This is a genomic window from Sphaerisporangium aureirubrum (genome assembly GCF_042658925.1).
GTDB lineage: Bacteria > Actinomycetota > Actinomycetes > Streptosporangiales > Streptosporangiaceae > Sphaerisporangium > Sphaerisporangium aureirubrum.
Genome location: NZ_JBHSRF010000008.1, coordinates 44,373 through 57,336 on the forward strand (window position 1 = coordinate 44,373; position 12,964 = coordinate 57,336).

Sequence of the window (12,964 nt, forward strand, 5' to 3'; positions counted from 1 at the left end):
GTGGACGGTGGGTGCCTAGCGTTCGGTCATGCACGAGACCTCCGCCGTGGTGCGACCGAGGATGGCGGCACGTGTCGCGCCTGCTCTCGGACTGTTCTTCCTGGCGCCGCTGACCGGGGAGTACCTGCTCGGCAACGTCCCGGCCTCGGAGATCGCCGGGGTGATCTTCCTTGCCCCGATGTACGGCGGCGGGGCCATCCTGGTGCGGGAGGCCGCGCGGCGGGCCGGGCGCGGGTGGACGGCCATCCTGCTGCTCGCCGCGGCGTACGGCGTGTTCCAGCCGGGGCTGCTGGACCAGGCGCTGTTCAACTCCAACTATGACGGGCGGTACGACTTCACGAGTCTCGCCGCCGTCCCGGGGCTCGGATTCAGCGCCTTCTACGCCGAGACCTTCGTCGCGGGGCACGCGATATGGAGCATCGGGATCCCGATCGCGATCATGGAGGCGCTGGTGCCGAGGCGGAGCACGACGCCGTGGCTCGGGCGGACCGGGCTGGTCGTGACCGGCGTGGTGTTCCTGTTCGGCTGCTGGATCATCCTCGACGACCACGCGAGGAGCTTCGTCGCGCCCGCCCCGCAGCTGATCGGCGCCGGGGTGGTGACGGCCGTCCTGGTCGTCGCCGCGTTCGCCGTCAGGCGGCGGGAGGGGCCCATGGCCGATCGGCGGACTCCCCGTCCGTGGGCGGCCGGTGGGCTGATGTTCGTGCTGACCGGGGCGTTCGTCGCGCGGCCCGAGAGCGTGGCGGGGGCCGTCATGGGGGGCTTGCTGCTCGCGGCGATGGGGGTCCTGGTCGTCCGGTGGTCCGGACGCCAGGGGTGGACCGCGGTGCACCGGGTCGCCGTGGCCGGCGGCGCGCTGTTGACCTATATGTGGACGGGCTACGTGTTGCTGTACCTCTCGGGCGTCGCGACCACGGCCAACCTGATAGGTCAGACCGTTCTGGTCGTCGCCATGCTCGCGCTCCTGTTCGTCACCGTTCGTGTCGCGCGCCGTTCCGTCCGGGATCAGTCGTGGCGGGGCAGGCCGGAGACCTCGTGATCGGCGTGGAAGAGGGCCTCGGCGATGAGGGCGCGGACGTGGGCGTCCCTGGCGCGGTAGCGCACGCGGCGGCCCTCCCTGCGGGTGTCGACCAGGCCGGCGAGCCTCAGCTTGGCCAGGTGCTGCGACACCGAGGGACGGGGGGCGCCGACGGCCTCGGCGAGGGAGCCGACGTCGTACTCGCCGGAGGAGAGCAGCCACATGAGGCGCAGGCGGGTGGGGTCGCTGAGCATGCGGAACGCCTCCACGGCGGTGTCCACCTGGGCGGAGGTGGGTTGCTCCTGCGAAGGGTTGGCACCTGATACGTTGTCGCGTGCGTACATGACTACATATACTGGTCGGCCTCGACGTCTTTGGCAAACGAGGAACCCTCATGCATGGTCACGGGCACGGCTCCGGTCACTCCGGCGATGGACGCGATCACGGTCAGGGGCACGATCACGGCCACGGGCACGGGCATGGCCATGCGGACGGGCGTGGGGCGGGGCGGGGGGTGGGGGCGTTGCTGGCCAAGGTGGGGCATGTGGTGACGCCGCACAGTCATGACAGTGCGGACAAGACCGATGCGGCGCTGGAGTCCAGCGAGCGGGGGCTGCGGGTGCTCGGGGTCTCGTTCGCCGTGCTGGTGGTGACGGCCGTGGTCCAGGCGGTGATCGTCGGGGTCTCCGGGTCGGTGGCGCTGCTCGGCGACACGCTGCACAACTTCGCGGACGCGCTCACCGCCGTGCCGCTGGCCATCGCGTTCTCACTCGGGCGGCGGGCCGCCACGCGGCGGTTCACCTACGGCTACGGGCGGGCCGAGGATCTGGCGGGGATCGCCATCGTGCTGGTCATCGCGGTCTCGGCCGGGCTGGCGGGGTACGAGGCCGTCAAACGGCTGATCGACCCGCAGGACGTGCATGCCCTGGGCTGGGTGGCGGTGGCGGGTGTGATCGGGTTCGCCGGGAACGAGTGGGTGGCCCGGTACCGGATCAGGGTCGGCCGGGAGATCGGCTCGGCGGCCCTGGTCGCGGACGGCCTGCACGCCCGCACCGACGGCTTCACCTCACTCGCCGTGCTGCTCGGCGCCGGGGGTGCCGCGCTCGGCTTCCCCCTCGCCGACCCCCTGGTCGGCCTGCTCATCACCGCGGCCATCTGCTTCGTGCTGCGGGACGCCGCCCGCGAGATCTACCACCGCCTGATGGACGCCGTGGACCCCGCGCTGATCGACGCGGCCGAGCGGATCCTCCTGGCCGTCCCCGGCGTCCGCCACGCCGGCTCGATCCGCCTGCGCTGGATCGGCCACGCCCTGCACGCCGAGGTCGAGATCCTCGTCGACCACGACCTCTCCCTGGTCGACGCGCACGCGGTCGCCGTCGAGGCCGAGCACCGCCTCATCCACGACCTCCCCCGCCTCCGCGCCGCCACCGTCCACATCGACCCGCACGACCCCACCGGCGCCGACCATCACGCCCTCCTGAGCACCCACCGCTGACGCCACAGGCGGCTGTTTTGTGCGGATGAGCAGGTAAATACCACGAAAAGCCGGGGGCCGGGTAGGTCCGGATGCGGACGTGGACGCGTTGGCACGTGCCAACGTATGGTCTGGGCGCGGGGGGGCTTATGGGGATAGTTCGCCATCGGGGGTGATTTGTGAGGGGCCTTGATGGCTGTTACCGCGTGCCTGGAAATTCACATCATCAATGTCAGTCAAGGGGACTCGGTTCTGATCATTCACCGGGATGTGGAAGCGGTGAAGGGGAAGATCGAGGGCAAAGGTTGGAGCGTTCCAGGGGAACCGATCGATTACGTGCCGTTCGCGGTGGCCAAAGGGGTGCCGCTGGCGGGGACGGTGAAGAAGGCGCTGCTGATCGACGGGGGCGACAGCTCCTACAGTGACGACGTCGTCAGGATGCTGAAGACCCAGGGTGTGGTGTCCGGGCGGGGGTTCTACAAGGACCTGTACCTGATGGTCAGCCATTTCCACGCCGACCATCAGGCGGGGCTGCACGGGGTGTTGCAGGTCAAGCAGGTGTCGAAGGTCAAGAAGAAGAAGGCGGCGGTCGTGCCGCGGTTCGTTCCGGGGAAGATCTTCCTGAATCCGCTGTACGACAAGGCGTCGGTGCCGAAGAACACCATCTTTCCGGCGTTCCGCCGCATTCTGGAGGAGGTCAGCTCCCTGTCCAGGGGGACCGAGCGGACCGAGATCGTCGAGGTGCAGCCGGGTGGGCTCGATTCCGAGTTCCTGACGCCAACACCGTTGAGCATCCACTTCGGGAACGGGGTCGAGGACAAGAACGGCGTGGCCATCCCCATCACCATCAGGATGGTGGCCTCCGGGCAGAAGGTGTACATGCCGGACACCGGCTACCTGGAGGACGTGCCGCCCAAGGGCAAGAAGAACGCCGTGGACATGAACGACCGCTCGCTGTGCTTCGTCCTCACGTATGGATCGTTCCGATATTTCGGCGGCGGCGACATCGCGGGCGACGGGCGCATCGGCGGCGGCAACAAGGGCACCAACGCGATGCCCGACCCGCCCAAGGGCAAGAAGTACAAGACCAAGAAGAAGAACAAGAAGCTCGGCGCGTCCAGCAGCCACGGCGACGTCGAGTCGGTGCTCGGCCCGGCGCTGGAGCAGGGCTTCCCGAGGACACCGCTCATGGGCTACAAGGCGGGCGTCGACAAGTACCCCAACTCGGGTCACTGCACCGTCATGAAGGCCAGCCACCACGCCAGCGCGTCGAGCGTGGACGTCTTCTTCCTGGCCACGATCCAGCCCGTCGTGGTGGCCATCTCGTGCGGGTTCAAGGCCAGGCCGCACGACCATCCGACCCAGCCGGTGCTGGACCGGCTCGACAAGACCCTCACCCCCAAGTGGGGAGTGCGCAAGGACACGAGCCGAGAGATCGCGAACTCGGTCAAGGGCCTCTATCTCACCGAGGTCATCCAGAAGCGCAAGGGCGTGACGTACGACACCGACGTGCACGACGGACGGCTGCTGGGCGACATCGTGATCCGCCCGGTGGACGAGTCGATCGTCGCCGCCCGCGCCGCGTCCGCCGTCCTGCAGGCGGACAAGATCGTCAAGGTCCAGGTGTACGGCACGGGGGACAGGACCGACACGGTGGACAGCACGAACGTCCTGTTCCCCGGCGTGACGCGGGCCACCTCGGGCCACTATCCGATCGGCCCCTACTACCACCCCGCCAGCTGAGGAGCGCCGGTGCCACTCTCGTCGTTCGAGGACCGCGGGCAGTACTACGTGCGGGGCGTCACCGCCGGAGACGCGGTGACCTATCTGGGGACCAGGGCCTTCAAGGTCGGCGACCACTACATCGGCTTCGACGACAGCTTCGCCGACCCGCTGGTGATGCGGTCGTTCTACGACCCGTCGGGGCTCACGCTGGACCCGGGCTGGGTCAGCATCGGCTACCTGCAGTACGTGCAGATCAACTTCGGCAGCCAGCCGATCCCGCCCGACGTCTTCAGCCCCAGGCTGGCCTCCCGGGCGCTCTACGCCACCGACCAGCAGATGTTCATCGACTTCATGGACCCGAGAGAGGCCGCGGAGAACGGGATCGAGGTGCCGTTCTACGCCCGCAACGGCGTCCTGCGGGACGACCGGCTGTCCACCGAGGCGCACTTCTACCACCATCCCCGGCCGAACGGGTCGCTGTACTCGTGCAAGCCCGAGACCCGGGTGAGCCGGTGCGCGTCGATCGTCGCCGAGGTGTCGGCCGACCTCATCGTGGAGAAGGACATCGGCGTCCTCATCGCCGACCTGCCGCCGCTGGTGGAGATCCCGATCGTGACGGGCGACAACAGGGAGCCGTACCAGATCGCCATCGCCCACCTCGCGGACAACAACGTGGACAGCGACGACGTGGACGAGGCGCCGCTGCTGGACGGGGTGGAGAAGGCGGACATGTCGGCGAAGGTCGTCGGGGAGTACGTCCTGCTCACGCTCCCCTCCGACGAGGGGTTCGGGCCGACGCTGGTCATCCGCCTGTCCCAGTCGGGGACGAGGCGAGTGATCGTCCACCTGGTCGCCCAGCACGACATGGCGACGCTCAACGCGGGGGTCGCGACGTCCGCGTTCTGGCGGATCTACGAGTGGCTGAAGGACGAGGGCCTGCTGAGCGACGAGCTGCTCGACAAGGCGATCAAGACGGACCAGCGGGGACGGGGCCGCGGCGGCCTGGACGCCGACCCGTTCGACCTGAAGCCGGCGGACGCCGCGATCGAGTTGAAGTACACGACGCTGGTGGGCGCGGCGAAGTCGCGGCTGACGCGGTCCGGCAGGTTCCTGTCCGGTTTCACCTGGTCGGCGGTGCTTCGGTACAACGACGACTCCCAGATCATGCAGTGCTCCGCGATCCGCAAGCCGGTCGCGGTGACCGGCTTCGACGGCGGTCCCACCGGCGCCGCGTATCTCGCCGCCAGGAGGTCGCCGCTGCGGGAGAAGTACCGGATAGACGTCAGCAACTTCACCAAGGCCGCCATGGCCCGGGAGAACTTCGCGGCCGGCACCAAACTCACCTACATCTAAGGCACGGGCATGAGCACTCCCCCACCTGACCCGGATCCACGGCTCGCGCTCCGGCCCGAGGTGACCCTGAGGTTCGCCGGCGACCGGCTGATCGTGTCGTGGCCGCCGGTCGGCGCCGCCTTCGGCTACCGCGTGGTTGTCGCCGCCGCCGGCGGGTCCGAGTACCGCGCCGAGGTCGCCGAGCCCCCGCTGGTCTGCGACTTCGTCCCCGGGCGCGGGATCACGTATTCGGCCACGGTCGAGGTGCTCGGCATGCCGAGCGAGGTCGCCACGCTGACCACCCCCGACGCGATCACGCTCCTGCGCGAGCTCCGGGACCGGCTGGCGGCGTCCAGGACCGCCGAGGGCGTGCACACCTTCGGCGAGGAGGTCGTGGCCGAGGCCGGCGTGCGGGCGCTGATCGGCGCGTACTCGCTCACGGCCACGGCCGATCCCGTGCTCGACGAGCAGGCCGTCACGCTGACCCTCGCCGGGACCTCCACCTGGCCGGCGGTGATCGAGGCCCCGGTCGAGCTGGTGTTCACGGTCTCACCCGCCTACACGCTCCAGGCCAGCTGGACGGCCCGTCCGGCCCCCGGGTACCTGCTCGCGCACACCTACGAGACGTTCGAGGAGGGCCCCTACGACTACCTGGACCTGGCCGGGCCGGTCTTCGTGGCCACGACGTACGCGCACCGGGAGCCGGGGATCTTCTTCGAGGTCCGGCCGGGCCTGTCGTTCCAGGCGGGAATCACCGTGCCGGGGAGCACGCCGGTCCTGGTCGGCGGCGCGCTGGAGGACGGGCCCGCGTTCTCCTGGACCGCGGCGGCGGCCCTCGGCGCGCTGACGATCACCCCGATCGGGCGGCCCGCGCTCACGCTGACCGGCGGCCTGGTGACCCTCACCCCGGACCGGCTGGAGATCCGGGGCGAGGTGCCGGTGGACGGGGTCGCGGTGCCCGCCGTGCTCGACCTCCCGACCGCGGCCACTCCGGCGCCGACGCTGCGTCTCACCGAGCCGCCGCTGACCGGCACCACCTCCGGCGCGCTGCTGGCCGCCGCCGGCCTCGCGGACGCGGTCGGCGCGCGGCTGCCCGCGGACGTGCTGACCCTGGCCGGGGTGCGCGTCCGGGAGCTGAGCATCACGTACTCCCCGGACGGGATCGAGCCCACGGTCACGGCCGTGGTGCTCGACTTCGGCACGACGGACTGGTCGCCGGTGCCGGGCCTCACGCTGTCGGGCTTCCGGCTGGAGGCGTCCGTACGGCAGGCAGCCGGGTACGAGCCGGTCGGCGCGGTCGTCCTCGCGGGCACGCTGGCCGTGGGCGGCGGCGCGTACGAGGTCAGGGCCGGAGCGGTCGGGGACGGGACCTGGTACCTGGAGATCGACCAGGAGGGGATCTCGGCCGGCGACCTGACCGGGCTGGCCGGGATGTCCCCCGCGGTGGCCACCGGCGTGCTGCCGCAGGCGCTGTTCGAGGGCTTCCCGCTGACGCTGACCCACGCGGCCGTGCTGGCCGATCCCGTGGCCGCCGAAGTGCTCGTGGTCGAGCTCACGGTCGCGCAGACCACACCGTGGCTGATCGCGGGCGGGCTGGTCACGGTCACCGGCTGGGCCGCGGATATCTCCATCGAACGCGGCAAGGACGGCGAGTGGAGCCCGTCGGCGGTGCTGTCCGGGACGGTCGCCGTCGGCGGGGCCGACTTCGCGATCTCCGTCTCGGCCCCGCCGGGCGACGGCCGGCTGTGGATGCTGGAACTCGACGAGGACGCCGTCGTGCGGCTGCCGTCGGTCACCGACCTGCTCGGCCTGTTCGGCACCGCCGCGCCGCGGCTGCCCGCGGGGATCGGGAACCTGGGCGACCTGGAGATCACCGGGTTCAAGGTGGCGTTCGACCCGGGTCTCACCCGGGTCGCGTACCTGTTCCTGCGGATCGAGCAGGCGTCCGACTGGGTGATCGTGCCCGGCGCGGGGACGCAGATGCTCGCGCTCGACGATTTCACCGCCGCGCTGTCGATGACACCCGAAGGGTCGGCCGGGTTCCTTGCGGGCACGCTGGTCGTCGGCGGCACGCCGGTCGACGCGGGGCTGGTGAAGAACGACCCGGCCGGCGACTGGCTGCTGCGCGCCGGGTGGAGCGAGCGGGTGACCGTGCCGGGGTGGCGGGGGCTGGAGGACTGGCTGTCGGCCGGCCCGGTGACCCGGGCGCTGCCCGTGGGGTTACCGCTCGACGACGGGTTCGACGTGTCGCGGGTCTGGCTGCGGTTCACGGGCGAGACCGGGGCGCTGTCCGCGTTCGGGTTCACACTGCACGCCGCCGAGCTGTGGACGGTGGTCCGCGACCAGCTCGCGCTGACCCGCGTCCGGGCGGAGTTACAACTGCCCTGGCCGGTGCGGGCCGAGGGCGTCGTGGCCGTCCTCGGCGGGGTCGTCACCCTGGCCGGGGTCGACATCGGGATCACGGCCGTGAAACCGGCGGACGGGCCGTGGGAGTTCACCGGGTCGCTGCTGGAGGGCCTGACGATCGACCTCGTGGGGGCCGCGAACGGCATCTCCGGCGGGTTAGCGCTGCCGGGCGACGCCGTGACGTACGGCCTGCCCGCCGAGATCACGATCGAGCGGGCCGAGGTGCTCGCGGTCCCGGACACCGGGCGGTTCCACTTCGAGGGCACCGCCGGATTCGACTGGCACTTCACCATCGGCGGCGCGGACTTCGCGGTCAGGTCCGTCGGCGGCACCGTCGACGTGGCCGCACGCGACGAACCTCTCGTCGCCGCGCTGACCGGCGTCTTCGACTTCGCCACGATCCGCGCCGCCGTCTCGGTGACGCTCGGCACCGGCGACACCCCCACCGTCCTGACCGGCGTCGTCCTCCCGGCCGACCTGGACGCGCTCGACGTCGCCTCGGTCACCGCGATGGGGGCGGCGGACGGCGGCTGGGCCGAGGTGGTGCCGTCCGATTTCCCCGGGCTCGGGTTCTCCGACGCGGCGTTCGCGCTGGATCTCACCGGACGGCGATTACTCCTCTACGGCGCCGTCTCGTACGGCACCGGCCGCACGGCGAGCGGGCTCGTCTTCTGCGCGCCGAACCCCACGGGGTGGTCGTACGTGGTGGCGCTCGGGCTCGCGGACGGGTTCCGGTTCGGGGACCTGTTCACGGCGTTGGCCGTGGTGGACGACGTCCTGCGGGTCCGCGACGCGCGGCTCGTGGTCTGTGACCTGCCCGGCGGCACGCTCGGTGCCGTCGCCGCGGACACGACGGGCGCGCTGGCGGCGGTCGACCCGCCGGCCGTCTCCCCGCTCGCCGGGCTGGACGCCGACCCGCTCGCCCTGGCCACAGGTGTGTACGTGACCGCGACGCTCGACTTCGGCAGTGCGCTGTTCTCCAGGATTCTCCAGATCGGCCGGGACGGCACCCCGCCGTCCGTCCGGGTGTCCGCGCTGGTCGACCGGGCCGACGCCGCGAACACGGTGTTCGCCGCCGACCTCCCCGACATCGTCGTGCTGGACACGGTCGCGTTCACCGGCGTCCACCTGGCCTACCGGCCGAGCAGGCGGGACCGGCTGGAGCTGACCGGGGAACTGGCGCTGACCGGCGTGTTCGGCGACGACTACCGGTTCGCCGTGACGATGGTGGTGGACGACGCCGGGCTGACCGCCGTGGCCGGGCAGACCAGCCAGGAGATCGCCAACCCGTTCCTGCTGCCCGGCGTCGTGCTGTCCGGCCTCGGCGTGGAGATCGTGTACGTCTGGGCGCACGGCACCGTCGCGGGCACCTCGTCGTACGCGCTGACCGGCCATGTCCTGCTCGGGCCGGTGCCGGAGGCGGGCGAGACCGACGAGCGGATCTCGTGCCTCGCCCGGCTGGCGCTGCTCGACGGGTCTCCCGCGCTGTTCTCGGTGGAGCTGGACCGCGACCTGTCGATCGGCCGCCTGCTGGCGTCGCTGGTGACCGGGCGGGGAGCCGGCTGGCCGTCCGGCTACGTCGACGTCGTGGTCCACGACGGCACCCGGATCATGTACGCAACGGCGGCGGGGGCGCTGGCCGATCCGTCGTTCACCGCCGGGCTGACGGTCGACGCGTGGGTGCGGCTCATGCTGCTGGTCCCGCTCGACCTGCGCGCCGTCCTGACGTTCCGGCGCAGTGGCGACCGGTACGTGGGCATGCACGCGGAGATCTCCCTGGTCGAACCCTTGGACCTGGTGTTCATCACCTTGTCCGGTCCCGCGTTCACCGGCGGCCCGGTGCTCGCGATCGACACGGGGGAGAACCCGTCGTTCGAGCTCAGCACGGGGGTCAGCTTCCTCGGCGCGCCGTTGCTCACCACCGGCGTCTCGGTGCGGAAGGGGGCCGACGGCGGCAACAGGTTCGACGGGCACTTCACCGCCGAGCTGGCGCCGTTCGGGGCGCTGGACTGCCGGTTCGTGTACATCACGCATCCCGGCAGGGACAGCGAGCTGACGGTCCTCGACTGGCCCTCGTTCACCTGGGCGCGCGAGCTGTTCGACGTCTTCCGGGCGATCAGGTCGCTCGGCGGCGGCTCGTCGCTCTGCGGGCAGCTGGCCCGGCTCGTGCCCACGATCGGGTACCACACGACGTTCCAGCTGCGGCCGGACGTGACGATGGAGGGGGACGAACTGGTCTTCCTGCTCACCGGCACGTACTCCTTCCGGATCGACGGCGCGCGGGAACCGTTCCTCGACGTGACGCTGCCGCCGCTGCGGGTGGAGATCGCCACGGACACCCGCTGGGAGCAGCTGCCGGAACGGCTGGCCGAGGAGTTCGTGCTCGCCGGTCCCCGGCTGGCCGCCGACCTGCTGAAGCAGCCCGAGAAGGTCGCCGTCCTGGTCGGCATGCTGGTCGGCGAGAAGGCCCTGGAGGCGGCGCTCCAACTCGTCTGCGAGGACCTGGTCGAGGGCGCGGTCGCCGCGGCGGCGAAGGCCGCGGCCGACGCCGCCGCCACCGCGGTGGGCGGCGCGGCGGCGCTCAGCGCGGCGGCGGTGCTCGCCGTGGTGACGGCGTCCCTGGCCGACTCGCGGTCGCACGACTCCGGGGGGTCCGGAGGGTCGGGAGGTGGCGGCGGTTCTGACGACGACGATTCGAGCTCCGGCGACTCGGACGACGACTCAGGCGACTCAGGCGGCTCCGGGGGCGGCTCCGGCACGGCCGTGCCGGCGGTGCCGGTGTTCAAGAGCCTCAGGTACGCCGCGGAGAACGTCACCGCAGTCTGGGACGCCGCCGCGCGGGCCAACGGCTACACGTTCGAGCTGCTCGACCCGGACGGGGTCGGCCTGGGCTCGCAGGACGTCAAGATGGCGCTCACCGGCAGCCTGCCGGTGGACCCCGACCGGCTGGCGACCGGCGTGCACCACGGCAGGGTGCGCGCCCGCAGGGAGTCCGCGCTGAGCGGATGGGCGACGTTGCCGCTGGTCAAGACCGCCCCTCCCGCCGTCGGCATCACGCTCGGCGACGCGGGTCTGGTGGTGGGCTGGACCGACGCGGTGGACGCCGACCGGTATCAGGTCAGGGTCGACGGGGTGGTGACCGAGGTCGCGGGAACCCTGCGGGAGCTGGTGCTGCCCGCGCCGGAATCGGGGGTGGTGACCGCGGAGGTGCACGCCGTGCGCGCCGGGGAGATCCCCGGCGGGTGGAGCGCGCCGGCCAGGTTCGAGATCATCCCCGCGCCTTCCGGGCTGGCCGTGCGCCAGCGGGGCGACATGTTCCATCTGACCTGGACGCCGCCGGTCTTCAGCGAGCCCCTGTCGTACCAGGCGCAGACGTACTACGGCATGGGCTACGGCTGGGTGACCGTGGACGAGAACGGCAACGTGATCGACAGCGGCTCGTCCTTCTGGGAGGTGGTCCAGAGCGAGTCCACCGGCCCGGACACGGGCGAGGGCGCGACGCTCGCGGCGAACTCGACCGCGATCCGCGTGCGTTTCACCCTGCCGGACCGGGCCGGGCCGTGGGCCACGCTGGAGGGCCGGTTGCTGGAGCTGCCGTCCGTCCTGGCGGCGAATTACACCTCCGAGGCCCTCCAGCTGTCCTGGTACCCGATCCAGGACGCGACGTACGAGGTCATGCTGACGCCGGGCGACGTGCTCGTGCCCACCGGGGACACCTCGATGGAGTTCGCCGCCGACCTGCTGACGCGGGGCGCCCTGCACGACCTGCGGGTCCGGGCCGTCATCGGGGAGGACGTCGGCGGCTGGAGCGACCCGCCCGCCCAGGTCCCGGTGATCGACCCGCCGGCCGAGGTGACCGCCTCGTACGCGGACGGTCAGATCACCGTGGGCTGGCAGGAGGCCGAGGGCGCGCAGCGCTACCGGGTCACGGTGCTGGACTCCGGCGGCCAGGTGCTCAGGGTCCAGGAGGAGATCGGCGGCCCGGTCGCCCTGGACGCCGGTGACCTGCCGCGCGGCCGGGGGTTCGGCGTCCGGGTCGCGGCGATGTTCGACGGCTTCGCCTCCGCCGACTCGCCGCTCGCGACGTTCGACATGCTGGACCCGCCCGCGGGCCTGACCGCCGACCACGACGGGATCGCCGTCCGGCTGACCTGGTCTCCCGTCCCGGGAGCCGAGCGGTACCGGGTCAGGCTGCTCAACGCCCAGGGAGGCGTGGTCGTGTCCGTGGTGACCGGCGAGACCAGTGCCGAGATCACAGGGGTCGGGGTGTCCGCCCAGGTCAGGGTGGTCGCACAGCCGTGGTCGGCGGCCGTGCCGGTGGCCAGGTACACCTGCCTGTCGCTGAGCGGGCAGGAGCCCACGGTGCTACGGGTCTCCCAGCGCGACCTCGACGGCCTGTACAAACCCAAGCAGACCAACCCGCGAACCGGCTGGGTGGCGGCGGTGCGGGGACCCGGCGGGCCCCTGTCGGTGCTCGCGCTGCTGGCGGCGGCCATCAGGACGCCGCAGGTCACCGAGGCCCGGATGTACGCCGCGCTGCGCGACGGGGACATGCGGGAGCCGTCCGGGAACCACGACTACACGACACCGGCCGATGCGCTGGAGGCGATCCTGCGGCTGGACCGCGTGCTGACCGCCAAGGGCGTGCTCACGAGCAACGCGCCGTACCACGTCTTCAACGGCACCCTCACTCTCCCGTTCGCCCGCGAGGGCACCGGTCCCCTGGTCTGCGTCGCGTTCGGGACGGCCACGAACCTCTCCGGCACGGCCCTGCCGGGGGCCAGGGGAAGCGTGGTGTTCGGCGTCGCCGAGGACCGGGCCGCGCTCTACACGCCCTCCCCGCAGAACAGGAACTGGCTGGCCTTCACCGACACTCCCGACCTGCCGCTGACCCTGCTGCGCCGCATGGCCGGGCTCCTGACCGGGCAGGGGGTGCTCACGGCGGCGGAGGCGGACGGCGTCCTCTGAACGCCGTTCGCCGAACGCGTGCCCTGAGCGAACGAGGCTCA

Annotated in this window: 7 protein-coding genes; 5 read left to right on the forward strand and 2 right to left on the reverse strand. The window is 71.7% G+C overall.

What is annotated here, in order from left to right:
* Nucleotides 1–28 precede the first annotated feature (28 nt).
* Nucleotides 29–1,039 carry a hypothetical protein gene (locus ACFP1K_RS08560; RefSeq protein ID WP_380748782.1) on the forward strand — a complete coding sequence of 337 codons (1,011 nt, stop codon included), beginning with the start codon at nt 29–31 and terminating at the stop codon, nt 1,037–1,039.
* Here ACFP1K_RS08560 and ACFP1K_RS08565 read toward each other — a convergent pair.
* A complete protein-coding gene (locus ACFP1K_RS08565) occupies nt 1,006–1,362 on the reverse strand; it encodes an ArsR/SmtB family transcription factor (RefSeq protein WP_380748786.1) in 357 nt (118 codons plus the stop codon). The genes ACFP1K_RS08560 and ACFP1K_RS08565 overlap by 34 nt on opposite strands.
* Nucleotides 1,363–1,364: 2 nt before the next feature.
* The gene (locus ACFP1K_RS08570; RefSeq protein ID WP_380748788.1) at nt 1,365–1,505 is read right to left on the reverse strand and encodes a hypothetical protein; all 141 of its coding nucleotides are present in this window, start codon (nt 1,503–1,505) and stop codon (nt 1,365–1,367) included.
* Nucleotides 1,506–1,532: 27 nt separating this feature from the next.
* Here ACFP1K_RS08570 and ACFP1K_RS08575 point away from each other — a divergent pair, with 27 nt between their 5' ends.
* The 4 genes from ACFP1K_RS08575 to ACFP1K_RS08590 all read left to right on the forward strand — a co-directional run bounded on the left by ACFP1K_RS08575 (nt 1,533) and on the right by ACFP1K_RS08590 (nt 12,923).
* Nucleotides 1,533–2,513 (forward strand): cation diffusion facilitator family transporter, encoded by a 981-nt coding sequence (locus tag ACFP1K_RS08575; protein WP_380748790.1) that lies wholly within the window; start codon nt 1,533–1,535, stop codon nt 2,511–2,513.
* 315 nt (nt 2,514–2,828) lie between these two features.
* The gene (locus tag ACFP1K_RS08580) at nt 2,829–4,235 is read left to right on the forward strand and encodes a hypothetical protein (RefSeq protein ID WP_380748792.1); all 1,407 of its coding nucleotides are present in this window, start codon (nt 2,829–2,831) and stop codon (nt 4,233–4,235) included.
* 9 nt (nt 4,236–4,244) lie between these two features.
* A complete protein-coding gene (locus ACFP1K_RS08585; RefSeq protein WP_380748794.1) occupies nt 4,245–5,570 on the forward strand; it encodes a hypothetical protein in 1,326 nt (441 codons plus the stop codon).
* Between the two features lie 9 nt (nt 5,571–5,579).
* Nucleotides 5,580–12,923 carry a hypothetical protein gene (locus ACFP1K_RS08590; RefSeq protein ID WP_380748796.1) on the forward strand — a complete coding sequence of 2,448 codons (7,344 nt, stop codon included), beginning with the start codon at nt 5,580–5,582 and terminating at the stop codon, nt 12,921–12,923.
* Nucleotides 12,924–12,964: the final 41 nt, after the last annotated feature.

Coding starts and splice junctions, on each gene's coding strand:
- ACFP1K_RS08560 (WP_380748782.1), top strand. CDS start 29: ATGCACGAGACCTCCGCCGTGGTGCGACCGAGGATGGCGGCACGTGTC.
- ACFP1K_RS08565 (WP_380748786.1), bottom strand. CDS start 1,362: ATGTACGCACGCGACAACGTATCAGGTGCCAACCCTTCGCAGGAGCAA.
- ACFP1K_RS08570 (WP_380748788.1), bottom strand. CDS start 1,505: ATGGCCATGCCCGTGCCCGTGGCCGTGATCGTGCCCCTGACCGTGATC.
- ACFP1K_RS08590 (WP_380748796.1), top strand. CDS start 5,580: ATGAGCACTCCCCCACCTGACCCGGATCCACGGCTCGCGCTCCGGCCC.